General features: G+C 62.3%; 18 protein-coding genes. 3 read left to right on the forward strand and 15 right to left on the reverse strand.

Annotated elements, in window-relative coordinates; all coding sequences use genetic code 11:
* Nucleotides 1-16: 16 nt before the first annotated feature.
* The 3 genes from BM235_RS31570 to BM235_RS03075 all read right to left on the reverse strand — a co-directional run bounded on the left by BM235_RS31570 (nucleotide 17) and on the right by BM235_RS03075 (nucleotide 1,947).
* Nucleotides 17-610: a DUF2231 domain-containing protein gene (locus tag BM235_RS31570; protein ID WP_143106622.1), complete on the reverse strand. Its 594-nt coding sequence runs from the start codon at nucleotides 608-610 to the stop codon at nucleotides 17-19.
* A gap of 81 nt (nucleotides 611-691) precedes the next feature.
* Nucleotides 692-1,528: a M56 family metallopeptidase gene (locus tag BM235_RS03070; RefSeq protein ID WP_090109083.1), complete on the reverse strand. Its 837-nt coding sequence runs from the start codon at nucleotides 1,526-1,528 to the stop codon at nucleotides 692-694.
* A 2-nt stretch (nucleotides 1,529-1,530) separates the two neighbouring features.
* A complete protein-coding gene (locus BM235_RS03075; protein ID WP_090109085.1) occupies nucleotides 1,531-1,947 on the reverse strand; it encodes a BlaI/MecI/CopY family transcriptional regulator in 417 nt (138 codons plus the stop codon).
* 167 nt (nucleotides 1,948-2,114) lie between these two features.
* On the opposite strand from BM235_RS03075, the gene BM235_RS03080 reads away from it, so the two are divergent.
* Entirely contained in the window at nucleotides 2,115-3,227 is a 1,113-nt protein-coding gene (locus BM235_RS03080; protein WP_090109095.1) for a carbohydrate kinase, read from the forward strand.
* A 36-nt stretch (nucleotides 3,228-3,263) separates the two neighbouring features.
* Nucleotides 3,264-4,175 (forward strand): pseudouridine-5'-phosphate glycosidase, encoded by a 912-nt coding sequence (locus BM235_RS03085; protein ID WP_090109097.1) that lies wholly within the window; start codon nucleotides 3,264-3,266, stop codon nucleotides 4,173-4,175.
* Between the two features lie 293 nt (nucleotides 4,176-4,468).
* Here the strand turns inward: BM235_RS03085 and BM235_RS03090 are convergent, their stop codons facing one another.
* The 4 genes from BM235_RS03090 to BM235_RS03105 form a co-directional block, all read right to left on the reverse strand.
* Entirely contained in the window at nucleotides 4,469-5,839 is a 1,371-nt protein-coding gene (locus BM235_RS03090; protein ID WP_090109099.1) for an LLM class flavin-dependent oxidoreductase, read from the reverse strand.
* A gap of 61 nt (nucleotides 5,840-5,900) precedes the next feature.
* Nucleotides 5,901-6,737, reverse strand: a complete 837-nt coding sequence (locus tag BM235_RS03095; RefSeq protein ID WP_090109101.1) for an ABC transporter permease — start codon at nucleotides 6,735-6,737, stop codon at nucleotides 5,901-5,903.
* On the reverse strand, nucleotides 6,730-7,608 hold the full coding sequence (locus BM235_RS03100; RefSeq protein ID WP_177244188.1) for an ABC transporter ATP-binding protein: 879 nt from the start codon (nucleotides 7,606-7,608) through the stop codon (nucleotides 6,730-6,732). Before BM235_RS03100 ends, BM235_RS03095 begins: the two co-directional genes overlap by 8 nt.
* A gap of 32 nt (nucleotides 7,609-7,640) precedes the next feature.
* Entirely contained in the window at nucleotides 7,641-8,708 is a 1,068-nt protein-coding gene (locus BM235_RS03105) for an ABC transporter substrate-binding protein (RefSeq protein ID WP_090109607.1), read from the reverse strand.
* 193 nt (nucleotides 8,709-8,901) lie between these two features.
* Here BM235_RS03105 and BM235_RS03110 point away from each other — a divergent pair, with 193 nt between their 5' ends.
* Nucleotides 8,902-10,125 carry a helix-turn-helix domain-containing protein gene (locus BM235_RS03110; RefSeq protein ID WP_090109106.1) on the forward strand — a complete coding sequence of 408 codons (1,224 nt, stop codon included), beginning with the start codon at nucleotides 8,902-8,904 and terminating at the stop codon, nucleotides 10,123-10,125.
* A 320-nt stretch (nucleotides 10,126-10,445) separates the two neighbouring features.
* Here BM235_RS03110 and BM235_RS03115 read toward each other — a convergent pair whose 3' ends face one another.
* From BM235_RS03115 to BM235_RS03150, 8 genes are all read right to left on the reverse strand, one after another.
* A complete protein-coding gene (locus BM235_RS03115) occupies nucleotides 10,446-11,555 on the reverse strand; it encodes a glycoside hydrolase family 88 protein (protein WP_090109108.1) in 1,110 nt (369 codons plus the stop codon).
* 28 nt (nucleotides 11,556-11,583) lie between these two features.
* The gene (locus BM235_RS03120) at nucleotides 11,584-12,390 is read right to left on the reverse strand and encodes a response regulator transcription factor (protein WP_110468820.1); all 807 of its coding nucleotides are present in this window, start codon (nucleotides 12,388-12,390) and stop codon (nucleotides 11,584-11,586) included.
* A gap of 2 nt (nucleotides 12,391-12,392) precedes the next feature.
* Nucleotides 12,393-14,312: a cache domain-containing sensor histidine kinase gene (locus BM235_RS03125; protein WP_090109112.1), complete on the reverse strand. Its 1,920-nt coding sequence runs from the start codon at nucleotides 14,310-14,312 to the stop codon at nucleotides 12,393-12,395.
* An 81-nt stretch (nucleotides 14,313-14,393) separates the two neighbouring features.
* Nucleotides 14,394-20,624, reverse strand: coding sequence for an S-layer homology domain-containing protein (locus BM235_RS03130; protein WP_090109114.1), 6,231 nt, complete (start codon nucleotides 20,622-20,624; stop codon nucleotides 14,394-14,396).
* An 85-nt stretch (nucleotides 20,625-20,709) separates the two neighbouring features.
* A complete protein-coding gene (locus BM235_RS03135) occupies nucleotides 20,710-22,383 on the reverse strand; it encodes a type 2 periplasmic-binding domain-containing protein (RefSeq protein ID WP_090109117.1) in 1,674 nt (557 codons plus the stop codon).
* An 89-nt stretch (nucleotides 22,384-22,472) separates the two neighbouring features.
* Nucleotides 22,473-23,348, reverse strand: coding sequence for a carbohydrate ABC transporter permease (locus BM235_RS03140; protein ID WP_090109118.1), 876 nt, complete (start codon nucleotides 23,346-23,348; stop codon nucleotides 22,473-22,475).
* Between the two features lie 20 nt (nucleotides 23,349-23,368).
* Complete coding sequence (locus BM235_RS03145; RefSeq protein ID WP_090109120.1) at nucleotides 23,369-24,358, reverse strand: ABC transporter permease; 990 nt, start codon at nucleotides 24,356-24,358, stop codon at nucleotides 23,369-23,371.
* Nucleotides 24,359-24,834: 476 nt separating this feature from the next.
* Nucleotides 24,835-26,613, reverse strand: a complete 1,779-nt coding sequence (locus BM235_RS03150) for a glycoside hydrolase family 36 protein (protein ID WP_090109122.1) — start codon at nucleotides 26,611-26,613, stop codon at nucleotides 24,835-24,837.
* Nucleotides 26,614-26,695: the final 82 nt, after the last annotated feature.

The following is a 26,695-nucleotide window of genomic DNA, read 5'->3' on the forward strand; positions in this document are numbered from 1 at the left end:
CCGATCCGTTGTCCGTTTAGGGATTCGCCGCCGGAGAGCTCGCGGGGGCTTGTCCGCCGTTGTCGCCGTTTTCTTCGCCCTGTCCAGTCTGTCCGCCCTGTCGGTTCTGTCCAGCCTGACCGCCCTGTCCGTTTTGTCCGCCTTGACCGTCCTGTCCAAACTGCCCGCCCTGCTGCATGCCGGGTCCGCCGAACCCGCCGCCTGGAAAGTCGCCTGGCGAGCGATGGACCATCTCGCCTCCGAGGTGTCCCGTATAACCGACCATCACGGCCGCGGCCAGCGCTGCGACGAGGAAGACCGGATGACTGCCGAAATCTTTCTTCTTGGCCCAAAGCAGAGAAAGACGCACGACGCTGATCGCGATCGCGAGGAACATCGTCAGCCTGCCGTACATCTCGTGCTCTTCTACGTTCGGATTAGGCGACTCGGGACCCGTCAGCACGGACGCGATCGCCCCGAGCGTGCCTGCGATCAGGCACACGAGCCCGGCGTTGTTCCACTCTCTCTTCTTCCAGATCAGGCCGGCGAGGTCTAACAGAAAGCCGAAGATGAGCAGCACGATCGGAAAATGCGTTAAAATAAAATGCTTGTTGTCCCATAAATAATCCATTAAAATCGCTCCTTTTTTACACTACTTCATGTAGTGTTGATCTGTATAAAAAACGGGCCGACAGGCCCGGGATATCTATTTTCAACCTAATGCCGCCAGGAGCACCAGCACCGCAAACGACAGCAGCGTCGCAGCGACCGGCGGCCTCCAGGAGGGCGAGTAATGCGGATCCAGCAAAAGTCGAATACGCACGTTGACGGACGCGTCCGCGAAAGATGCGCTCGCGGCGGGCACCTTCGCGGCTCCGCCCTGCCGAAGCAGCTTCAGCAGCGCGCTGCCCAACTCCTTGGCGCCCCCGTTCGACGACGCGATCGCATGGCGGTCCGCCAGCACCTCGATCGCCGTCTTGTATTTTTCCTCCGCCCAGCCGAGCAGCGGTACGTACCATAGCGCCGTGCGGCTCAGCGACAGCGCGAACAGCGCGAGCGGATCGCGCCGCCGCAGATGATGCCGTTCATGCGCCACCACCGCCGCGAGCTCGGCTGGCTCCAGCATCCGAAGCAGGCCCGTGGACAACACGATCCGCGGACGGAGAAAGCCGACGGTCATCGCGACAGGCGCGTCCGCGCGGATGATCGTCAACCGCCGCAGGTCAAGACCGAACCGGCGCGCATAGCGCCTTGACAAGCGAGCGTCCGCGGTCCGCCGCAGCATGCCGGCGAAGCGCCTCGTGAAGACCGCCTCGCGGACGAGCTGTCTCGCGCAGACGGCCAGCGTCGAGACGAACACCGCGCTCATCAAGGGAAGCGATATGGGAAATCCTATGTAACGGAACCAAGCGACGCAGTAGTCGAATAGCACGAACGGCAGCCTGATCCGGAATACGACCTTGAGCACGAACATCGCCATCTGCGCGGCTACGAACGCCGAGACGGACAACGATGCGGCGAGCAGCCATCTCGAGCGGGCTTCCCACATGTTTATCGTTCCTTTTTAAGTTGTTTGATCTGCCGCTCCAACTGGTCCAGCAGATCGGGATCGACCTGCTCCAAGGCATCGACCATATGCACGACCGCGCGCGAGCCGAACTCTTGCACCAGCTCGAAGGTCAGCTCCTTCGACTGCGCCTCGAGAAATTCTTCCCGACTGAGCACCGGGCGATAGCGATGAGATTTGGAAACCGCCTTTTTGCTCAAAATCCCTTTGTCCACCAGCCGGTTCATCACCGTCATCACCGTGTTGAAGCTCATTTCCTTATCCTTGTTCAGCGCTTGCTGAACTTCCTTGATCGTCAGCTCGCCCTCCGCGTCCCACAGCGCGGTCATGATCCTGGCTTCGAGCGGGCCGAAAAAACGCTCCAAGCCGTTGCCGTGAAATTTGAAATTTTGCAGCTTCATGTTCGACACATCCTTCACACTACAGATTATAGTTTTCTGCGGGCCCGCTCGTCAACGTTTGCTTGCATTTGCCGCGCCTCCTTCTTGGTCCAAATAAGTTGCACGCCGCACAAACATTTGTTTATAATACAGACATAAGTTTAAAAGGATAGCTGAAGGAGCTGCTTATGGACCGCGAGCAACAAATTCTGTCGTTCATCCGGCGCAATCCCTTCGTCACCCAGCAGGAGCTCGCGGACGCGATCGGCATCTCCCGCAGCGCGGTCGCGGGTTATATTGCGGCGCTGACCCGCAAGGGCAGCATCCGCGGCCGGGCGTACGTGCTCGCCGAAGAAGGATCGGTGCTCTGCATCGGCGGCGCGAACCTGGACAGCAAAGCCCGCGGCAAGCAACCGCTGCGGCTCGGCGCGTCCAATCCCGTCGCGGTCGCGGAGAGCTGCGGCGGCGTCGCGCGCAACATCGCGGCCAACCTGGCCGCGCTCTCCGCGCGCGTCTCGCTGCTGACGGCGGTCGGCGACGACAAGGCCGGCAGCTGGCTGCTCGAGCGGACGGCGAGCCAGGGCGTCGATATCGGTCCGTCCCTTGTTCTAAACGGCGAGAAGACGGGCAGCTACACAGCCATTCTGGGCGAGGACGGCGAGATGTTCATCGCCTTCGCCGACATGGAGATCTACGAGCGGATCACGCCCGGCACGCTCGAGGAGAAGTGGCCGCACATCGCCGCGTCGAAGCTGGTCGTGGCCGATGCGAACCTCCCGGCCGACAGTCTCGCTTGGCTTGCTCGCCGCTGCGGCGACGCGGGGCTCCCGTTGTTCGTGGACCCAATCTCGCCGGAGAAGGCGAAGAAGCTGCCGGACAGGCTGGACGGCATCGCGGCGGTGTTCCCCAATCTCGCCGAAGCGCGCCAGCTGGCCCGGCGGGGCGACGAAGAACCGCCGGCGGACGGTGGACCGGCCGAATGGGCCGAGCTCGCCCGCCTGATCCTGGCGCGCGGTGCCGGCCATGTCCTGATCACGCTCGGCAAGCATGGCGCCTACTGCGCCGGACCCGAAGGCGAGCTTCATCTGCCGGCGCTGCCGGTCAAGGTCGTCGACGTCACCGGGGCCGGCGATGCGTTCCTGGCAGGCGTCGCCTACGGCGTGCTGCGCGGCGAGCCGTTCGCGGACGCGTGCCGGTCCGGTCTGGCCGCCGCGCGCATCGCGCTCGAGACCGCGAGCTCCTCCTCCGAGCAACTGAACGAGGAACGGCTGGCCGAAGCCGTCCGCGAAGCGCAAATTTAATTTACCCCAATCCATCTAACGGAAGGAAACGATCCCATGAACCCTTATCTTCAAATGACGAAGGAAGTCCAAGACGCGCTGAACGAAGGCAAGCCGGTCGTCGCTCTGGAGACGACGATCATCTCGCACGGCATGCCTTATCCGCAAAATATCGAGATGGCCCGCAAGGTCGAAGACATCATCCGCGAAAACGGCGCCGTCCCGGCGACGATCGGCATCATGAACGGCCGCATCCGGATCGGCCTCGACGCGGAAGGGCTTGAGGCGTTCGCCAATTCGCCGCAGGTCGAGAAGGTCAGCCGCCGCGACTTCGCGCACATCCTGTCCTCCGGCAAGATCGGCGCGACGACCGTGTCGGCCACGATGATCGGCGCCGCGATGGCCGGTATCGAAGTGTTCGCCACCGGCGGCATCGGCGGCGTTCACCGCGACGGCGAGAACAGCATGGACATTTCCGCGGACCTTACCGAGCTTGCACAAACCAATGTCGCGGTCGTATGCGCTGGCGCCAAGTCCATTCTCGACATCGGCCGCACGCTTGAATATTTGGAGACCCAAGGCGTCCCCGTCGTCGGCTACCAGACGGACGAATTCCCTTCGTTCTACGCCCGCGAGAGCGGCTTCGGCGTCGACTTCAGGCTCGACACGCCCGAAGAAGTCGCGGCCATGCTGCGGACGAAGTGGCACCTGGGCCTTGCGGGGGGCGCGATTATCGCCAATCCGGTGCCGGCCGAATACGCCCAGCCTGCGGACAAGATGGAAGCCGTCATCCGCCAGGCGCTGGACGAAGCCGATGCCCAGCATATTGCCGGCAAGCGCGTGACGCCTTTCCTCCTCGGACGGATCAAGGAGCTGACGGGCGGCAGCAGCCTCGACACGAACATCCAGCTCGTATACCACAATGCCAAGGTCGCGGCAGAGATCGCCGTGGCGTTGAAGGCGAAGTAAGTTAAGTTAGATGAAAAGAAAATAAAACGGGAAGAGACGGTAGCGCCGCCTCTTCCCGTTTTATTTTCTTTTGCCCGTATTGCCCGGTTACACGATTATCCTGCAAATGTACAGGATAGACGCCCGTTTCATCCGATTATCGCTCGCTATCCCGCAAAATTACAGGATGCGCAATCTATAATCGTCCAATTATGCCCGCCGCTCAGCCGTATCCTGCACATTTGCTCGATACGGCGGCGAACAATATTCTTTGCCCCCGTATCAAGTACTTTTGCTCGATAGCTTTCAGCGACTCAGCCGACGACCGATTTGCCCGCCGCGGTCCGCTCAAGCTCGGCAGGATGCAGCGGCCTGCGAAGGCCCAGATTGTCGCGCAGCGTCTTTCCTTCGTACTCGGTACGGTACAGCCCGCGGCGCTGGAGCTCCGGTACGACGAGGTTGACGAATTCCTCCAGGCCGCCCGGCAGATACGGCGGCATGATGTTGAAGCCGTCGGCCGCGCCGCCGCGGAACCAGGCCTCGAGCTGATCGGCGATCGACGACGGCGTGCCGCTAATCTCGCGGTGCCCGCGGGCGCCGGCGATTCGCTGGTACAGCTTCCGGATCGTCAGCCCCTCGCGCGCCGCCAGATCTTTGAGCAGCTGGAACCTGCTCTTGCCGCCGTTGATCTGGGCCAGCTCGGGCAGGTCGGGCAGCGGCCCGTCCACCGGATACGGCGAAAGATCGAAGCTGATTAAGTTGGACAGCAGGCTGATGCCCGCTTCCTGCGGGATGAGCTCCTCCAGCAGCGCCTTCTTCTCCGCGGCTTCCGCTTCGGTGCGGCCGATGATCGGGAAGATGCCCGGCATGATCTTGAGATCGTCCGGCGCGCGTCCGTACTTCGCCAGCCTGCCCTTAACGTCGGCATAGAACAGCTGCGCCTCCTCCAGCGTCTGCCAGGCGGTGAAAATGACCTCGGCCGTCCGCGCGGCCAGCTCCTTGCCCGGCTCCGAGGAGCCGGCTTGGATGACGACCGGATGGCCTTGAACCGGACGCGCGACGTTGAGCGGCCCCCGCACGTCGAACCATTTGCCCTTATGGTTCAGCGTATGGAGCTTGCCGCGGTCCGCGAATACGGCTCCGTCTTTGTCGAAGACGAACGCGTCGTCCTCCCAGCTGTCCCACAGGCCGGTGACGACCCCGACGAACTCCTCGGCCCGGTCGTATCGGAGCGAATGCAGCAGCAAGTCGTCCTTGCCGAAGTTCAGCGCCTCGGCCGGATTGGCCGAAGTGACGACGTTCCAAGCCGCGCGTCCGCCGCTCAGGTGGTCGAGCGAGGCGAATTTGCGGGCGACGTGGAAGGGTTCGTTGAACGTCGTGGAGACGGTCGCCGCAAGCCCGACATGCGACGTGACGGCGGAGAGCGCCGACAGCAGCGTCAGCGGCTCCGGACGGACCGTCACCGTCTGCGCGACCGCCTCGGGAAATTTCTCCGAGATCGCGTATCCGTCCGCTAGAAAGACCATATCGAATTTGCCGCGTTCCGCGGTCTGCGCCAGTTTCTTGTAGAAGTCGAAGCTCAGCACCTCCGATGCCGACGCCTCGGGGTAACGCCAGGCGGCCACGTGATGGCCGGGTATCATGAAAAACGCGCCTAATTTAATCTGACGGTCGCTGCCGCTCATATTGATTTGCCTCCGTTTCAAAGTAGGTTGTATCCGCATGACCTGAAATCGCCGAATTCGCTCATTCCCCGTACGTCTGCCTCCAGCCGGTCAGGCGCCGCTCCAGCGCCAGCAGCAAATAATTGACGATAATGCCGAGGACGGAAATGGTGATGATGCCCGCGTACATCTGGGGAATCAGGAAGCTGAACTGCGCGTATTGGATCAGATAGCCCAGTCCCGAGGTGGCGCCCACCATCTCGGCGGCGACCAGCACGAGGATCGAGCTCGCGCCGGCCTGCCGAATGCCCACGAACATCGTAGGCAGCGCTGCGGGAACGATGACTTTGCGGAACAGGCTGATCGACGACAGGCCCATCGAGCGCGCCGACTTTACGAGCAGCGGATCGACGTTTTTGACGCCGCTGATCGTGTTGAGCAGCAGCGGGAACAGACTGGCGTACAGCACGATGGCGATCTTGGACGTCTCGCCCAGGCCGAGCAGCAGGATGAAGACCGGCAGGATAGCCAAAGCGGCCGTGTTGCGCATCAGCTCGAGGAACGGATTGAGATAGTCCGCCGCCGTCTTCCACCACCCGATCGCCAGGCCCAACGGGATCGCGATGAGATTGGCGAGCAGAAACCCGCTGATCGAGCGCGTCAGGCTGGCGGCCAGATGATCCTGCAAGTCGCCGTCTCGCAGCAGCCCCCACCAGGCGCTCACGACTTCGCTAAATGGCGGAAAAAACGTCACGTTGACGATCCCGGTCCGCGGCGCGATCTCCCACGCGGCCAGGAACAACAGGATGGCGACGCTGTTCCGGAACGCCCTGCGCGCCTTCGCCGTTGCGCGCTCCAGCGTGCCCCCGTCGCTCCGACCTTGCAGAATCAGCGTCTTCGCCACGTTGCTCTCAGCCATGGCGCGCGCCCCCTTTCGCCGATGATTTGCCTTCCCCATACGCGTCAAGCGTCTTGGACTTTTCCTGCTCCTGGGCTCTGGAGACCTCGTCCTTCAGCAGTTCCCAGATCTCGTGGCGCAGCTTCACGAAGTCCGGATTCGAGCGCAGGTCTTCCTCGCTTCGCCTCGACTCGAACGGAATGTCGATCACCCGCTTGATCCGGCCGGGACGCGAGGTCATGATCGCTACGCGCTGGCCCAGATACACCGCTTCCTCGATGCCGTGGGTGATAAAAATAATCGTCTTGCCCGTCGCCTCCCAGATACGCAGCAGCTCGCTCTGGAGCGTCTCCCGCGTCTGGGCGTCCAGCGCCGCGAACGGTTCGTCCATCAAGAGTACCTCGGGATCGTAAGCGAGACTCCGCGCGATCGCGATCCGCTGCTTCATGCCGCCGGAGAGCTCGTGCGGATAACGGTGCTCGAAGCCGCCGAGCCCGACCAGCTCGATGAACCGCTGCGCCGTCTCCCTTCGTTCCCTGCGTCCGACGCCCTTCGCCTCGAGGCCGAACTCCACGTTGGCGAGCGCCGTTTTCCAAGGAAACAGCGCGTACTGCTGGAATACGATGCCCCGGTCCAGATTCGGTCCCGAGATGGCTTGCCCGTCCAGCAGAATCTGGCCGCCGCCGGGCTTCGTAAGGCCAGCCAGCAGATCGAGCAGCGTCGACTTGCCGCAGCCGCTCGGTCCGACGATGACCATGAACTCGCCTTGCCTGACTTCGAGATTGATATCCTGAAGCGCATAGACCGGCTGGCTTTCCGCCTTGAATGGCTTCGAGCCGCGCTTGACGCTGAACGCCTTGTGCACGTGCCGGATGCTGATCTTGGACTCTATCGTCATGAACCCGCCTCCTTCATGAGTCGCGTTTACTTGTCGTTCAAATAGGGATTGAACGCATTCGTATACAGATCGGCCGCCTTGTAATCTCCCTTCTTGAGCTCGCCCTCGTCGACCAGCCATTGAATCCACGTGTCGAACTCTTTGTCCGAGATCAATCCTCCCTTTCCTGCGACGCCCGTGCTCTTCCACAGCTTCACGGACGACGTATCCTCCTTGCGGCCGCGCTTCTCAATGATCTGCTCGTACCTGGAGACCACCTGGTCGCGGGGCGTCGTGCGGGCCCATTCGATCGCTTTGGCGGTCGCCTCTACGAATTTGCGGGCCGCGTTCGGATTGTGCTCGATGAATTTGTCGGTCAGCACGTAGCTGCCCGCGCTGAAGTTGCCGAACAACTCCTGGTCCGTGAACAGCGGATGAATGCCGCCCCGCTCCAGCGCTTTGTCGCGGAGCACGCCGCCTAACGCCGCGGCGTCGATCTGATTCGCGCGCAGCGTCTGCTCCGACGTGACGGGCGGCACGACGACCAGCGTCACCTGCTTGATCTCGTCGGGCGTCAATCCGGCGCGGTGAAGGTACTCTTTGATGACGAATTCGTGGTGCGCGCCCAGCGTGTTGACGGCGATTCGCTTGCCGATCAGGTCGCGGGCCGTCTTGATCGGACTGTCGTCCAGCACGTAGTAGCCGGTCCACGTATTGTCGTCGACGCCATAGTAGCCGATGACCGCTTTGATCGGCGCTTTGGCCGCGATCAGCTTGACGATCGCGCCGTTGAACGCGCCGCCGAAGTCGGTGTCGCCGGTCACCGTCGCCTGAATGTCCTGCGGACCGCTGATCGTGTTGCCGATGAATTTGAGCTTGAGCGGCGCCAGGTACCCGAGATCCTCCGCCAGCTCCGGGAACGTAACCGAGCCGACGCTTCCCTGATAGCGGAGCTCTTTGACCTCCAATCCTCCCTCAGCCTTGCCTTCCTTATTCGTCGCCGCCGACGCGCCGCAGCCCGACAGCAGGATCGACGATCCGAGCAGCAGCGTCAGCGACGCGCCGGCCCAGCCTTGCACGTTTTTCCTTTTCAACTCCAAACCCCTCCTCGACATCATGCGACTCGGCCTAGGCCAATCGAATGACTTAATATCCTATAGACTTACTCAGCTATTATTTCTATAATCGACTATAAAACCGGGCCTCCGGACCGTCAACGAAGTTGACCGCGACTGACCGCAAGTGACCACGAATGACCATGAACGAGCCGCCAAGCCGCAATTCAGAGCCGAAGGATGTGAATTAACGATGCCGTCCAAGCGATTCGACTTCCTTACTTTGCACGAAGCGTTGGAACTGCTGGATGTCAGCCGTTCTACTTTTGACCGATGGCGCAGGAAGAAGCAGCTTCCTTACACGAAAATAGGCAAAGAAATCATGATCGACAAAGGCGAGCTGGAACGCTGGTTCAAACTGCATGCCTCGCAACGGCTCGAGACGCCTGAGGTCGAACGCCATGAAGGACGGCGGACGGGCGCAGCGCTGCAGCCGCTCGTCGTGAACGTCGGGTATCAGAGCAGGTGGGCGCAAATATGGACGGCGCTCATGATGAAGGAGCTGGGCTGGTTCGAGGAGGAGCTCGCGAAGCTCATCCCCGAACGCGTCGTCCAGGTTCGCTGGCATGACGGCGCGCACGGCCCGGCGCTCGTGCAGGGCATGATCGGCGGGCATATCCAGATCGCCTCGATGGGCGACTATCCGATCTCGCTCGCGTTCTCGCTCAGCCGCCTGCTGCCCGATTATCGCCCCGTGCTGCTCGCGTTCGACGGGAAGACGGCCGGCGGCCAGGGCATCTCGCTCGTATTGGGCAACAACGTGGATATCCGCCGTCCGTCGCGGACTTCCGAGCTTCGGATCGCCACGGTTGCCCAATCCAGCGCAGGCGGACGGCTGTCGGGCTTGCTTCATCGATTCGGTACGGCGGATGCGCGCGTCGTGCACCGGGACTTGGACGAATGCATGGCCGACATGGCCCGCGGCGAGATCGGCGGCGGCTTCATGGGAGAGCCCTATGCCAGCCTGGCTCGCCATTACGGATTAGGCAAAATTGTCGGAGTCGAAGGCCTTGGGGACGACTTCCTGTCCGGCGTCGTTATGGAGGAGAGCTGGCTGGCGCGGCACCCCGCGGTCGGGATCGCCTACCTCAAAGCGCATCTGCGGGTTCACCGCTGGGTCCGCCGCAATCTGCGCGAAGCGGCCGAGCTCATCGCCAGAGTACGCCGGATTCCCGTTAAAGTGGCGGAGGACAACCTTGCCAAGATCCGCTGGGACGCCGCTCCTTATGCGAAGGACATCGCGGCGCTGGAGCGGATGAATCCGGGACCCGAGCGGGCGCCGCCGGCGTTTTTCATGCCGAACGACGAGATCCGGCTAGACGCTTCGTTTCTGATGCAAGCGATTCGCGAGCTGCGTCTACCCGCACCGGCCGAGGGGCCGATCGGCGGGGATTGGAGCGCGGAGCAGTTGTATTAAGGCGGTGGACTTGTACGTTGTAACCGCAAATAGTGCCGCTACAGCACCCTCGCCCGCGGAAGTATGCGCTGCAAGCTCAAAAAGTAACGTTACAGTAACTGAGTCTATTAAAAAGCGTGCTGTAAGAGCGAAATGCGAGGTTACAGCGCGACATGTCGTTTGCAAGCGCGGAAAGCGCGGCTGCAGCGGCTGATTCCAGCGCCGCGCCTGCTGCAAGCGCCAAAAGCGCGCCTACAGCCGAACGCTTCAATAAAAAACGCGAGACGAGGCAGATGATCGATCTGCTCCGTCTCGCGTTTTTGGCTGCATATGGCCGCGTCTTATTCCCCATCGCCCGCTGCCGCGAGCGCCTCCGTCAACAGCAACAGCGTCAGCCCCTGCCCGTACAGCGTCGGGAAAATCGGCACCTCGCCATACGCCTCAACGCTCTCCAGCACCGGCGTACCGCCGGAAACGCCCCCGACGTCGCCGTCCGGCCCGATCGCCGCAAGCACGGCGGGCACCGCCCGGTCGGCGTGTGCCAGCAGCGCCTCCGGCACAAGCCCCATGCGCGCCGCTCTATACAATCCGCAGGCGATGCCGGCGGAGCCCGACGTCTCCGCGTAAAAGCCTGGACGGTCAAGCACCGTCGGCCACAACCCGCCAGCGCCCTGACGCCGAACTAGCGCTTCGGCCAGCCGCGCATAGCGCCGCTTAATATCCGCGAGCAGCCCGTCGTCCCCGCACAGCGCCTCCGTCTCCTCCAGGATCATCGGAACGCCGACGGCGATCCACGCGTTGGCCCGGTTCCAGCGGGCGCCCGACATCCAGTTCCCCGCCTCGCAGTCCCAGCCGTGGAACAGCAGCCCGGTCTCCTCGTCCTGCAGCGCTTCGAGGTGAAGCCGGACCTGCCGCAGCGATTCGAGCGCGATCCGGCCATCTCCTTTCATCCGCGCGGTCCGGGCGAGAAACAGGACGGCCATGAAGATCGTGTCCGCCCAGATCTGCTCGCTGAACGACGCCTTCTCCGTCACCGTATGCTCGAATGCGCCGTTCTTCGTGCGCGGCGCTTCGTCGATCAGCCATCGGGCCACTTCGCCGGCCTTTTCTGCATAGAACGACCGCCCCGTGATGCGATGCAGCAGCGGGAACACGGCAAACGGGGCGATCGAGTTGATCACCAGGATCGACTCGGACTGGCCGATATTGCGCTTCACCCATGCCTCGGCCTCTCGCACGACCTCCTCATTTTCCGTCTTCAGGCCGAATTCCGCGGCGGCGATCACGCCTACGCCCGCATTCCAGTCCCACCGGTCCGCGTTCATCGCCCAGTCGGTCCATGCGTGTCCTCCCCACCGCTCCGGCTTGCTGTGCATCATATAGCGGTAAACGCTGCGCGCAGCTTCATCTAATTGATTTCTGTTCCATAATCCATATCCATTCCCGTTCAAGCTGAATCCTCCTCTGTTCCAGTCCGCGCTACAGGCGGCTGTTGCGGTACTCGGTCGGCGTCCGGCCGTACTGCTTTTTGAACACCTCTCGGAAATAATCCTGGTCCGTATAGCCGATCCGTTCGCAAATCTCGTAGATGCGGTTCGCCGGATCCTTGAGCAGCCGCGCCGCCTCCTCCAGACGATGCCGGACGATCCACGCATTGATCGTCGTCCCGGTGACCTCTTTGACGAGCAAGTTCATGTACTTCTCGCTCAGACCGACCGCGTCCGCCACGTCCGAGAGCGCAAGGTCGCCGCGCGTATAGTTTTGTTTGATATAACCGATCGCCTGCTCGACGAGCCGCTTCTTCTTCAGACTGCCCGACCATTCGTCGGGAGGCAGCGCACCGGCCAGGTTCGGCAGCTCATCCCGCAGCTTGCTCTCCGCGACCGACAGCTCCTCGCGCTGACGCCGCTCTCTGCCCAGCTCCCGCACGACCTCGGAGAACACCCGGGCGATCTCGTCGGGATCGATCGGCTTCAATATATATTGCTGCACCTGCAGCGAGATCGCACGCCGGGCGTGTTCGAATTCGTTCAGTCCCGACAAAATGATGCAGCGGATATCCGGATTGCGAGCCTTGCACGCTTCGATCAGCTCGAGACCGTTCATCTTGGGCATCCCGATGTCTGTCAGCAGCAGGTCGGGCGTCTCCCGCTCCAGCCGGGCCAGCGCCGCCTCGCCGTTCTCGGCGGTGCCGAGGAGCGAGATGCCGATGCTCTCCCACGGAACGGAGCGGGCCAGCGTGTCCCTGACCGTCTTCACGTCTTCGGCGATGAGCAGCTTATACATGTTCAGTCCTCCCTTGATGTTGAAGCTGCGGTCAGATTCGGGCGAAACGGCAGCACCGCCTCGACGCAGGTACCTTCCGCCGTCTGCACGTACTTCAGCCCGAACGCTTCCCCGCAGTACAACCGGATGCGCCGATGGACGTTCAATGTGCCATAACCGGAGCCGCCCCCATCCACAGCGTCCCGCGACGCGACGGCAGGCGAGCCTGCGGCCGCTCCGCCCGCCTCCCCCGCTTCCCCGTCGCCTGCGGCACCCTCCGGCTCCTCGGCCGGCCGTTCCTCCAGCATCCGGTTCATCGCCTCCGCATCGCAACCTACGCCGTTGTCCCGCACGCGAAGGCGGAGCGAGATGCCGTCGAGCCGCGCCTCGATGGCGATCCGGCATCCTTCGGTCCGACCGTTGAAGCCGTGTACGATGGCATTCTCCGCGAGCGGCTGCAGGCAAAAGTGCAGCATGGTCGCGGTCAGCAGGTCGTCCGGCACCCGAATGTCCACGGCAAGATCGTCCATGAGCAGCCGCTGGATATGGAGGTATGCCTCGACGTGCCTAATCTCGCCCTCCAGCGAGATCCAGGTCTGCCCCCGGTTCAGGCCGTACCGGAACATGTTGGCGAGGGCGCGCACGATCCCGCCCGTTTCTTTGTCGCCCGACAGAATGGCCCGGCAGTTGATCAAATCGAGCGTATTGTACAAAAAGTGCGGGTTGATCTGGGCCTGCAGCAGCTCCAGCTGGATCTGGCGGCGTTCGATCTCTTCGGCGAAGGACTTCTCGATCAGTCCGTGGAGCGTCACCAGCATGGTCGCGAACTTCTGTCCCAGCTCATCCACTTCGTAGATGCCCGAGTTCTGCTCCGGCAGCGGCTCCTTGAACGCCAGCACCGCGGGGCGGTGCATCGCGCCGACGAGCCGCGTGATCGGCACGGTCACCCGCACGACGATCCGGTTTAAAATGAAGCCCGCGATCAGCAGCGCAACGATGGCAGTCGCCGCGCCGATGGCCGATATCGCGAACGTGTACTGGTTGAAGTGGCTCTCCGGCACGACGGTCAGCAGCTTCCACCCGTTGGCGAACGTCTCGTACATGACCCGGTGCGGCTCGCCGTCGATTTTCCGGACCAGCGATCCCGAAGCGCCCGTAGCCGCGCTCACATAGGGCAGGTCGCCTGCCGGCGTCAGAAACGAATACCGTTCGCTGAAGATGACGCTGTCACTCTCGTCCAGCAGCAGATGGTAGCCCTTCGCCAGCTTTGCGTTTTCAAATATGCTCCTGATGCTGCCCGTGTCCGCCCCGACGATGACGGTGCCGATATGCCGCCCGTCCTTGATGCTCGTCTTTTTGCGCGCCGCGTAGATCATGGCCGGGTTGAACGCGCCCGCCCGCTGGCCCCACCATTCGGCCTGCCGCTTCCCTTCGCTCAGGTTGCGGTACCAGGCCTGGTTGCGCAGATCGATGGATTTGTAAATGCCCGTGGACGGGTCGTAGCGGTCCGGCGCCATGGGGTACAGCCCGCTGGCCGGTTCGAGCGCGAGGGACACGACATAGGATCGGGTCGGGACGCGGCCTCCGCCTTGGCCGTTCAACAGCGACAGCAGCGATAAATTTTGCAGATTCGTCTGCAGGGCGAAGAAATCGTCCACCGCCTCGTAAGCCGCCGGATATTCGCTCTCCAGCAGCCCCTCGATCGACGGATTGGACAGGATAAACGCCGCGACGTTGTTCATCGTGTCGAACTGGTACCAGATATTGCGGTAGACGAACTTCATCGATTGCTCCGCCGTATCGCGCGTATGATCGTTCTGCACCCGGATGAGGATGTAGCTGGCAGCCGTGGCGAAGAAGGCGATGATAACGACGATCAGCGCGAAAATGGGCAGCCGAAGCCGCGACAGCAATCCGGCGTTCTGCCTGGTGCGTCCCTGCACGATCGCTTCCCCTCCTCTTCTTCAGCCGGCCGAAAGCCTCCCGCCGCCAGATGGCGGCCGGGAGGCCCTTCCGTGCATCCTTTATTTATCGTTCGATTCGGAAAAGAGCAGGCTGCCAATGATCCGGGCAGCCTCGGCACGGGTCGCCGTGCCCTTGGGGACGAACAGGTTGGCGCCTCGGCCCTGCGTCCAGCCGAGCGCAACCGTCTCCCTCACGTAGGGCAGCGCCCAAGCCGAGACGATCGCTTCATCCGCGAATGCGGATGAGGATACGGAGGCGGCTCGGACCGACGGCTCGCCATGCAGCAAACGGTAAGCCTTCATCGTCAGAGCCGCCATCTCTTCGCGTGTCAGGCGTCCGTTCGGGTCGAACGCAGTCGCGCTTTTGCCCGCTGCGATGCCTGCGCCGTAAGCGGCGGACAAGGCCTCCGCGTACCAGCTGTTCGCAGGGACGTCGGCGAAGATCGTCTCGGCCGAAACCGCCGCATCGGACGGCTTCGGCAGCCTGAGCGCCTTGGCCAGCATGGCCGTAAATTCGGCGCGCGTAATTTGGCGGCCGGGCTCGAATGCGCCTGTGTCGCTGCCCTCAACGATGCCGCGGGCGGCCAGCGCCCGAACAGCGTCGTACGCCCAGTGCGCGGTCGGCAGATCGGGGAAGTCCCGCTGCACTTCGAGCATTGCATAGGTGCTGAAATGCCGGACCTCCGCGATCAGGTAGCCATCGGCTTGTTCGCCGCCGACCCATTCCTGACGGCCGTCTTCAGCAATGTAATAGATGGCCGACAGCTTCGGATCCATAGACGGATCGATCCGAAACCGGATCGCGACCGGCTCGTCGAACTCCGTCAGACGGGTCGTACTCCCCGCTGCCGTCTTAATCGACAAGGTCAGTTCGTACGTTTCGCCGCCCGCGCGAACCGTCGTCCCCCGCGCTTGCGTCTTGGCAAGGAGCGACTGCGAAACGTCGGCCGCCAGCGGGAGGAAGCTGAGGGAGAGCGTGCTGCCCTTCCGATCCGCCGCTGGCACCTGCTCCGCCAGCTGTTTCAGCACGCCGGACGGAATCTCCAGGACAAGCTTGCCGGCCTTCACTTCAAGCTTGTTCGCGCCGAGCAGCGCGGAAGTGTCCGCCGGCAGCCGGAGCTCGGTCGTTCCGGCCGGCGCTTCGACTGTGCTGACGCCGTCCGCGGCGCTTTGCAGCGCTGCGGCCGACAACGTCAAGATACCGGAAGAAGCTGCAGGCTGAACCGAGAGCGTGCCTGTCGTCGGCTGATCGGATGGCGAATCGCCGCCTTCGCCGCCGTTATCGCCACCGTTGTTGCCGCCATTGTTTCCACCGTTATCGCCGCCGCCGTTATCGCCGCCGTTATCGATACCATTGCCGCCGCCCGGCGGCAGCGGAACGTCCACGAACGTGAACGCGTCGTACAGCGACGTGTTCTTCGAGTCGGCGGTGCCCTGCGTCCATTGGATAAAGTTGTCCCGGCCGTTCTGATAGTCGGCGTCGTTGACGGCGACGTTGAAACCGAGCTTGCCGCCCAGCGCGGGCAGCAGATCCTTGACGTAGACGCTTGGAATCTTGAATTCGTATCTCGTACGCTTCGCCGCTTCGTCCCGAATCGCTTCGAACGGCACCTTCCCGCTCATGTCGCCGTTCGGATTCGGGGCCGTCGAGTTGAAGACGTTGACCAAGTGCGTGCCGTCGTCGGCCAGCGCGAAGCTCCATTCCACGTCGTCCGCCCCGTAAGGGGACTCGCGATCGTTGAGCGGATCCAGGCTGATCTGCACGGAATCGTTTTTCCACATGTTCGCGGCATTCTCCGACTGCTTGTGCACGTCGTCCCGCACGTCGACCGCGACGTACAGGCCGTCCGCCGCCCACTTGGCATAAGCCGTCGCTTCGAGATTGGCCGAATCCTGGTAGCCCGTCGCATTCTGGTCCTTCCTGCGAAGGTGAACCGGATAGGCGTCCTGCCAGTCCGCCAGATTCCCGTCAGCCGCGATCGCGACCTCACCCGCCGACTGAATCAAGTCGAAGTCCAGCGGCAGCTGCGCATCGCGGAAAATGCTTCTGCCGTCCGACGCTTCGTCCACCTCCAGATCGACCTTGTATTCATTGAAGGCAGCGGTCTCGCGGTACGTCCATCTGAAATCCAGCTGAAGGCGGTCGCCCTTCTTCAAATCGCTGAACGCATTCGTCGTCACCGGCTCGAGCTGGCTGCCGTCCGGCCCCTTGAGCGTGACCGTGCCCGACTTGACGGCCGTCGACGTGCCGGTCAGTTGCACCGAGACGATGTCGAGGTCGCCGATCGTCTTCGCGACCGGCAGCAGCCTCACGTCAAGGCCGTCCTCGACGGTCAGCTCGACCTTTTTCGTGTCGAAAAGCGCGCCGCCGTGCTCGATATCGAGCGCGATCTCATAACGCCCCTTGATCGCGGACTGCGGTACGTTCACGCTGTAGGTCCGGTCCACCGCGTCATGCGCCGGAATCGTCAGCTCGACCTCGGCCTGCTCGGTCTGGGCGGATGTCCAGCCCGCGGGCACCTCGAGTCGGGCCTTTACCTGCTGCGGCGTACCGGTATCGTTGACGAGCGAGAGCGTCAGCGGCGTCGCGTAGCCCGCTTCGCCGGTCGCCACGCTTGGCGTGACGTTCGCCATGACGCCGATGAATTGCACCGGCTCGGAGGCGATCATCGCCGTCGCCGCGCCGGCGAATTCGCGCGCCAGCAGATTGTAGGCGTAGCTCTCGCCGTAGCTGCCCCGCGCCTTCGCGGCTTCCGCCAATCGGCCGTAGCGGTTCATGCGCAGCACGGCCGAAGCGGATACCGGCATGACGCTGTCGCTCCCCTTTTTGCTCTGGAAGGCCGCGTCCGCCGCCTGCGTCGCGGCGGCATAATCGAGCGCGTTCGCGCCGCTGCCGTCCTTGGCGTAGGCCAACGCGACGGACACGCTCTCGGCGTAGTTGTACAGCGCCTCCAGCGCCACGTATCCGGGCGCGGCGGTCAGATCGCCCGATTCGATCTGGCCTGCCATCTCCGCCATGAGGGCATAAATATCCTTGATGCCCTGCTCAAGTCCGGCAGCCGGCGACGCCCCTCCGGTCGCCGTCTGCAGCGCGGCCGCGATCCGCGCGATCTCGGCCGCATCCGCGTCGACGAGCGTCCCGTTCGACGCCGTCCGCGCCAGCTCCAACTTGGCGAGCGCCTCCTGCTTCTTGGTCTGCAGCAGTTGCGCTGCCGATGCATAGACAAAGTCGGCTGGCGCCCCCGTCACGTAGATCGGCGCGCCGGATACGACGAGCTGCAGGCCATTGCTTCCCGCCGTAGCCGGCATTTCCACGCCATTGATATCCATCACCTTCGCGCCGGCCGCGCCGAACGGCAGCCCGATCGTGCTTGTCGGCGGCTTGACGGCCGGATCGTCCTTGTGATCGACCTTTTTCCAGACGACGACGACGGGCTTGCCGTCGTTCAGGAATACCTGGACCGCGACGTTCGGGTCCCCCGTATCCCAGGTGCCGACGTACCGCGCGCGATCGAGCTCGGTCATCAGCTGGTTAACCGCGGCGTAAGCCAGCTTCGGCCGGCCGTCGTTATCCGTAATCCCCCAGAAAATATCGTAGTACCGGTTGTCCGTGCCGTCGTTTTTATAATCGTAATATTCGTACGCCTTCACCTGGTCCGTGACCATGTAGTTCAGGAAAGCGCGGACGATGTAGTCCCGCTGCACCTCCTCCGACACCGAAGGATAGCCGCTGCTCGCCGTCGGCCATCCGCCCTCGGTCAGGTAATAATCCTTCCAGCCGCCGTACGCGTTGACGAGCGCCTTCACGCCGTCCGTCAGCTTCTGCAGATTGCCGTCCGGCATCGCATTGTAGACGTACGGGTGATAAGAATAGGCGTCCGCAAAATCGTACGAGCCGAGCTCAAGCTCCTTCGGCAGCACGCTGAGCACGCTGGACGTATGGTCGCCTGCGAGCAGCATCGCGTTCGGATCAGCCTTTTTCATGTTCAGGTAGGCGACCTTCTGCAGCTGCACGAACTCCGCCGGGATATACGGCTTGGAGAAGATCTCCGGCTCGTTGGGCATCTCCCACTGCCGGATGCGATCCTTGTACTTCGCGACCGTATTCGCCACGAAGTCGCCCATCGCCTTAAGCGAGGAGGTCGTATTGGCGATGCCCGCCTGGTAGTTCGCGTTTTTCTCCAGCGACAGCACCGTAATCTGGTTGAAGCCGTAGGAAAACAGCTTGTCGAGCATCGGATCGGTTCGGCTGTAATCGTAAACGGCGGCGCCGCTGCCGTCCTTGACGTTCTTGTCGACGTCCTCCCAGACGATGCCGGAGCGGTGGCTGCGCGCGCCCAGCTTGCGCGCCCCGTCGATGATGTCGTCCTTCCAGTTGAGCGCGTAGTGGGTGTTCAGCCCGAACTTGCTCTCGTTGTCCAGATCGATCCCCTGGACCGGCGCGGCTTCCTTCGCGATCGCGAGCCGGATCTTCTTCGACATGCCGGGCTGCGGGACGCCGTCCACCTCGAAGTCCGCGGTCACCTCGTAGGTGCCGATCGCGACGAGCTGCGGATCGAACGGGATGATCTCCCGGTCGGTCTCGTACTTCACCAGTCCGTACGTGCGCGTGCCCGTGGCCACGACCGCCTTGTCGCCGTCCGCGCGGCGCACGGCATAGTCGATCTTGAACGTGCGCGCGGCCGCGCCCGCGTCGAGCGCCAGATCCAGTCCCGGCGTATCGCCCGGCGCATAGATGCCCGCGTAGCTGACCGACGGCTGCAGGTCGATGACGTAGGGAGACTGCATCGGCTCGATCGAGAAGTCGTCGATCATCAGGTTGATGCCGCCGACGACGTTCCATTGGAAGTAGCCCTTGAGCGGCGCGAGCGGATCGGAGTCTTCGCCGGACACCGTCTCGACGCCGTCGATGAACAGCTTGTGCGTGATCCCGCTCACCTGCAGCTCGTAATCATGCCACTCGTCGAGCAGCGACTTCACATAGTTGGCGATGTAATAATTGCCGCCGAGCGTCGTTTTTCGCATAATAAAATACTTCGAGTTGTGCGTCGCCCACTCCACCGCATTGTTGTTGTTGTCGTCCTTCGCGCGGTAGCGGAAGCGCCACGTATTTTGCAGCGCGGTGCTCGTGCGCTCGTACTTGACCTTGAACTTCACGGTGAAGTTGTCCGCGTTCTGATACATCGGCAGATTCAGCCGGGCGCTGCCCGAGCCGTTCAGGTTCAGCACCTTGTTGCCGTCCGCGAGCTGGATCACCTTCGTCGCGCCGCCTACGGTCCAGCCCGGGGGCGCCGCATTCGGCGTCTCGCTATCGAAGTCGTTGACGTAAGGAACGATCGCTCCGATGGCGACCGTCACCTCGCCGGTGACCGGATAACGCGCCTCGCCGCCCGTCGCGTTATGCGCGGTGATGTAATAATGAATCCGATCGGCCCGCCCAGTCCCCGGGATCGTCCCGGAATAAGCCCCGCTGCCGAGCGGCGCGGCGGATACGATCCGATCCGGCGCCTCGTCTTCATAGCCGTAGTGGATCTCGGCCGTCGTCGTCCCGTAGGTCGCATCCGCTACGGAAAAGGAAACGGCCAGGTCCGCGTTATACGGCACCTGCGAGAGCGGCGAATGCGCGATCGCGTAGAGGGGCGGCGCGGAGGCGATCGGGAGCACCGCAATATCCTCGATGCTTAGATTGACGGCCGGGCCGACGCTCCTAAGCCCGAAGCCGACGCCGCCCGCCGCCAGCGAGGCATCGGTGAATACGGTTACAAGAGAGCCGTCGATCGACAGCTTGAACTCGCTGCCCTTGACCTCCAGGCTGTATTGATGGCGGTCGGCCAAGTTGAAGCCCGGCAGCGTCTGCGCGATCGGCACCGGCGCGCCGACCTGCAGGGCCGTTGCCGAATTCGGATACTTCCACAACTCCACGCTGCTCGTGTTCTTAAACTCCAGAAAGTAATAGGCCGTGCCGGACGCGTACCTGAACATGACGCGGAAGCGATCCCCCTGCGCCGCGAAGGTCAGGTTGTAGTCGGTCGATGCGTAAGACAGCTTGGCAGGCTTCACGATGGCGCGCTGGGGATTGCCTCCCGCGATCGTGCCGGTCAGGCGCGCCTCCGCGCCGCTGCCCTGTACCTGCCAGGCAGTACTTCCGAACAAATCCCAATTGCCGAGTCCGCCGGCGAAACTGTCCTCGAACAGCGGCGCAGGCGCTTCGGCTCTTGCTGCCGCCGGCAAATACGGGAGCAGCAGAGCTGCGACGAGAAGCATCATCAGGCTGCGATAGCTTTTTCTCATTCGTCCAACCACCTCTTCGGCAAGAGTTAAAGCCCCCCGCGGCTTCGGCTAACGAATGCGGGGGACTTTTCGGATCAAACGGCTGTTACTTGCCTGCTTTTTTCTGGAAGGAAGCTTCGAGCTCGCTTAAGATTTGCGTGCCGCCCTGGGATTTCCACTTCTCGACGAAGTCGTCGAACTTGTTAATGTCGCCGCCCATGATGATCTGCGTGAAGACGGAGTCGCGCATCGTATCGAGCTCGACGAGCTTGGCGACCTTGGTCGGCGAGTCGAGGTAGTTGGACGCGTCGGTGATCTGGTACTTGTTGTTGATCGCGACGTCGAGAGATTGGGAGAAACGCAGCGGCAGCGACTCGAGGTAACGCGGCCAACCGTTCAGGCCCGGCGCGAACAGGTAGCTCTGCGTGCCGCGGTAGTGGCCGTTCTTGTCCTGCTTGGTCGTCGGGTCGAGCAGATCCGTGACGGTGACCATCTTTCCGTTTTCGATGTTGTAGTCTTCTCCTTCGATCCCCCAGACGGTCAGCATCTGGTTCTCGGGAGACAGGGACTCCTCGATGATGGACAGCACTTTCTTCGGATCCTTCGTCTTCGCGCTGATCGCGGTCATCTGGGAAAACGGCGCGCCGGCCGGAGCGACCGCCTTGCCGTCCGCGCCCGTCAGCGAGCCGGTCAGCGACAAATATTTGAACGGCTCCTTGGACTGGTCGGGGAGCTTCTCGTTCGCGCCCAGTTTCTTGTTTTTGATCAGCTCGCTCGTCTCTACTTGCGTATCGTAGTCGCTCGCCGTGGACCACCAGCCCATCCAGGAGAACAGCTTGCCGCTGTAGAGCTTGGCGCGGAGCTGCTCTTCCTTGATCGTGGCGAACTCCTTGTCGATCAAGCCTTCCTTGTACATCTTTTGCAGGAACAGCAGCGCGTCCTTCATTCTCGGATCGATGTCGTAGTTGCTGAACTTGCCGTCCGTCTCGGTGAAATAGCCCGGCGTCACGCCGAACGCGCCGAAAATCTGGTCGAAGGAGTTGTTGGCGAACTTTACTTGGCCGATCTGCGCCGTGTAGCCGCCCAGCGGGATGACGTCCGGGTGGTCCGCTTTGATCTTCTTCAGCAGGTTGTAGTACTCGTCGAGCGTCTTGGGCACCGAAGCGCCTGCTGCCTCAAGGTAATCCTTGCGCATGACGAGATCCCATCGGTAGCCGGCGCCCGGTCCGCCCTGATACGGGATGCCGTAAATTTTGCCGTTTACCTTGGCCTGCTCGAATACCTCCGGCGGCACCTCGCGCATGATGTTAGGCGTGTCCTGCTCGTTGATCAGGTCGGTCAGGTCGACGAAGGCGCCGAGCGGCGCGTACTTCTGGAAGTCGTCGGCGAAGTCGATCCGCACGACGTCGGGGATGTCCTCGCTGGACATCTTGAGGTTCAGCTTCGTCTTGTACTGCTGGACGTCGACCATCTCGGCGTCGATCTTGACGTTCAGCTTCTGCTCGATCGTCTGCTTGACGATATCGTTGTCCGGATCGTAAGGGACGGAGATGTCCTGCGCCTTCAGCCACTTGAGCGTGTACGGCTCCGTCGACGCGCTTGCGGATGGCGAAGCGCCGGCGGACGAGGATGCGGCAGCCGTGGACGACGCCGGTGCTGACGCGCTCTCCGAGGCGGCGCCGTTCTCGTTGTTGCCGTTGCTGCAGCCCGCGACGGCGAGCGTGCCGACCAGTACCGCGGATGCCAGACCGATCGACTTTTTCTTTTTCTGATGAGACATGTACTAGTGACCTCCTATTAATGAGCTGTATATTTACCCTTGGGGGATAAACCGAAGTTCATGTCGAGCCGTTCCCTGGCGGACCGGCCCTACCCTTTGACTGAGCCGACCATCATGCCCTGATCGAAGTACCGCTGGATGAGCGGATAGATGATGAGCATGGGCAGCGCGACGATGACGATGGCGGCCATCTGGATGCCGACCGTCGGCGGCGGCGTGCGTCCCGCGGTCTCGAGCAGCTCGGGCGGCAGGCTGGAGCTCGCGATGATCGAGCGAAGCACGAGCTGCACCGGCGCCTTGTTCCAATCCGAGACGTAGAGCATGGCGCTGAAGAAGTCGTTCCAGTAGACGACCATGTAGAGCAGGCCGACGGACGCGATAGCTGGCATCGACAGCGGAAGGATGATCTGCCGAAGGATGCGGAACTCCGAGGCGCCGTCGAGGGAAGCCGACTCTCTCAAGCTCTCGGGAATGCTCTCGAAAAACGACTTCATAATAATCATGTTGAAGGCGCTGAACGCCATTACGAGGATGAGCACGTAGTTCGTGTTCAGCAGGCCGAGCTGCTGGATCGTAATGTAGGTGGGGATCATGCCGCCCTTGAACAGCATCGTGAACACGAAGATCAGGATGATGCCCTTGCGGCCCGGCAGCCTTTTCTCGGCCAGCGCGTAGGCGACGGTCGTCGTCAGGAACAGGGCGAGCAGCACGCCCGCGACCGTATTGCGGATCGTATTGCCGTAGGCGTGATAGATCAGCGAGCCTTTTTTCAGCAGATAAGTGTAATACTCGAAGCTGAAGGACGTCGGGAAAAGAACCATGCCGTCCTTGGCGCTGAATTCGGAGTAGGGCGTGATCGATACCGTGATGACGTACCAGAACGGAAGCACGATCACCAGCGTGAGCAGCGTGAGTACGATATAGTTGGTCGTCGCAAAAGCGGATTCGCCTCTCGTGAGCTTCATCGGTTGTCTTCTTCCCTTCGTCAGAAAATGCCGGAATCGGGATCGATCCGCTTGGCGATGCGATTGGCGGCCAGCACCAGCGCCAGACCGATGACGCCCTTGATCACGTCGGCGGCGGCGGCCAGGCTAAGGTTGAACTGCTCGATGCCGATGCGATATATATAGGTATCGAGGATGTCCCCCACTTCGAACACCATCGGATTGTACAGGTTGATGACCTGGTCCAATCCGGCGCTCATGACGAATCCGACTCTCAGAATGAAGATGACGATGATCGTGGAGGCGATGCCCGGCAGCGTGACGTGCACGATCCGCTTGAAGCGCGTGGCGCCGTCGACGACGGCCGCTTCGTAGACTTCGGGGTTCAGGCCGGCGATGGCGGCGATGTAGATGATGGCGGCCCAGCCCATCTCTTTCATCGCGTCGGTGACGACGAGAATCGTGCGGAAGTATGCGGGCTGGACGAGCAAGTAAGCGGGCGTGCCGCCGAACCAGCCGATCACCTTGTTGATAATGCCGGTCTCCGGGGACAACAGCAGCGTGATGATGCCGCCGTAGACGACCCAAGACACGAATCTCGGCAAGTACACCGCGGTTTGCAGCGTCTTCTTGAACCAGCGCGTCCGGATCTCGTTCAGCGCGAGCGCCAGCAGGATCGGGGCGATGAAGCCGCTGATCATCTTGTACAGGCTGATGAGCAGCGTGTTCTTGAACGCGTGGACGAACATCTCCGACTCGAACAGCGCGCGGAAGTGCTTGAGCCCCGCCCAGTGGCTGCCGGAGAATCCCTGGATGACGTTGTAATCCATAAAGGCGATGCTGACGCCGTAGAGCGGCAGGTAGTCGAAGACGAGCACCCACAGCAGCGCCGGCAACAGCAGAACGTACAGAAGCTTGAACTTCCAGATGCGGCGGAACCGGGGACCGGCCTTCAGCCTCGTTCGTTCGGTCTTGCCAGTGGTCTTGCCCGTCGTCTCGCCGGCGGACGTGCCGGGGGTAGCGAGCTCCATGCGGTAAGCCTCCTATCCTTCACTCTGTCTCTGTATGGTGCACTTCCGCATTGAAAGTGCTTACAGTAGCCAGTTTATCGGATCGGGAAGGGGCGGAACACCGGGGCGGAGAACGATATACCCGGTGAAAAGTCGCATTCTGGCAGCTGCCTCTCGCCGCTTCCTCACGCGTACGCGGAGAAGTCGGCTGCCGGATGGACCCAGATCCGCTATTTAGCCAAAACGCGCCCATTACCGTTCGTTGCGGACCACAGATCCGCTAATCGCGCACAAACGCCCCGATTCCCGCCTCCTCAGCCGCAATACGTCCCCTGTGTCCGCTATCCCGCCTGAACGTGCCGTTTTCGAGTAAATAACGGATCGTATGTCCGCTAACGACTCCCACCTAGGCTCTCGCACGCTGTAACTCTCCGATTCCCGCACATGTCCATGGAGAAGTCGACCGCCGGACTGCGGCACGCTTCCGCAACCGCCTCCTACTTCCGCGTCAACGTCGCGTTGCCGGCAGGCGGTACGTCCACCAGATGGATTCCTGCACGCGGCGTCCAAGAGGTGCGCTCCTCCTTCTTCCCCCGGCAATCCCGAATTTCCACTTGCCATTCGTCCTGGTCCCCAACGCACTCAATATAGACGCCTTCGGCACGCGTGCCATTGACGAGAATTACCGTCTGAGGCAGCTCGCCGTCCAGCGGAACGATCGTGCGAGGCTGATAGACGGCGGCGAGCAGCTTGGATGCATTAGACGCGACGACGAGCGGATACAACAATTCCGGTTGATGCGGCTCCAAATGTCCGTCCAGCAGGACGTCCCGGTGCTCCTTCCAGAAGGCCAGCCAATAGGCGACCATCTCCGCATGCTCCGCGGGCAGGCGATCGAGCCGAACGGAAATCTGGGGCACGGCGAACAGCACGTTGATCAGCTGCAGCGCCGCGCTCTCGGCCGGCTCGCCTGGGTGCCACATGAGCATGTCGGCATGCGCCGGCGTCTCGCCGCACAGCAGGCGAATGTCCAGCGTACGCACGCGGTTCTCGACCGCGTCGTTCGGACAGTCCGCCGCCCTGAACATATTGCCGTATTTGCGCATGCAGGGCCCTACGTACGCTTGGCGGAACTCGATCATCACGTCCGGGTCGATCGCGGAGAGCCGGTTCCTAATGTCCGACATGAGGCGATCGACCGCCTCGGGTACGGAATCGAGGTCGCGTCCATCCCCGAACGCGAGCTTGCGATCCGCAGGCAGGTTGAAGCTGTCGATGAAGTCGAGCTTGAAGCCGTCGAGCTTCCACTCGCGCATCGCCCGTTCGTAGATGCCGATCAGATATTCGCGTACCTCGGGGAAACGCGGGTCGACGATGCCCCAGCCGCGCTCCTCGATCGTGTACAGCATTTTGGCGCTGAACCGTTCCCACGCCTGGCTGTGCACGCCGACGAAAGGAACGGAATACCACAGCATGTACTTCATCTCCAGCGCATGAACGCGCCCGACGTGGGCGGCCATGTCCGGCATCTTCTCGGCGCAAGCCTCCCAATCTCCGCAATACGCGTACCCGCGCTCGTTGTTCGCCGTCTGCCAGCCGTCGTCCGCGATCACTGTCCGGCAGCCCAGCGCCGAGGCCTCGCGGCACTGTTCTTCAATCGCTTCTGGCGTTAAATGCTGATGCAAACTGTACCAGGTCGAGTACATCGGCTCGCGCGCCGCGACAGGCACGAACGAAGGGGCGAGGCCGGGAAGCCCGCTCCACCATCGCTGCACTTCGTTCAAGCTGTCATAGTAAGGCAGCTCGCGCAGGTCCATCCGCAGCGTCGCTTCATAGCGTTCCAGCGGGGCGACCGACTCCTCGAACAGCGATACCGAGCAGTGGAATTCGGCCGTCTCTTCATGGACGCCCGCCTTGCAGACGACGGGGTTCAGCGTATCGGAAAAAGCGAACGTCATGCGGCTCCGTCCGTCTCCGCCGAACAGACAGACGACGGGCGCGGAGCTTGCGGCATTGCTGCGGTAGCCGGCGAACCAGTCCGGGGACAGCCCGCGGCCCCGGTAGCCGTTCGGATGCCAGACGCCTTGGACGTCGACGATCGGGCGTTCCCAGGACAGACGGATCGCCGGCGGGATCCCCGGACGGTCCGCCGTTATTTTCAGATGCACGAGCTCGACGCCCGCCTCTTGGATCTCGACGGCAAGCGAGGCGCTGAACCGGTCGTCCGCGCCGGATATACGGTACTGAAGTCTGCTTTCGTTTTGCGTTTGCTGCATGAGACAAAAACCTCCGCCATGGATAAATGAGTTCGTGAATTCGAGCCGTAACGGCACTGCAGCATGCCGACGACGCTCTTCG

Source organism: Cohnella sp. OV330 (genome assembly GCF_900112065.1).
Classification (GTDB): Bacteria; Bacillota; Bacilli; order Paenibacillales; family Paenibacillaceae; genus Cohnella.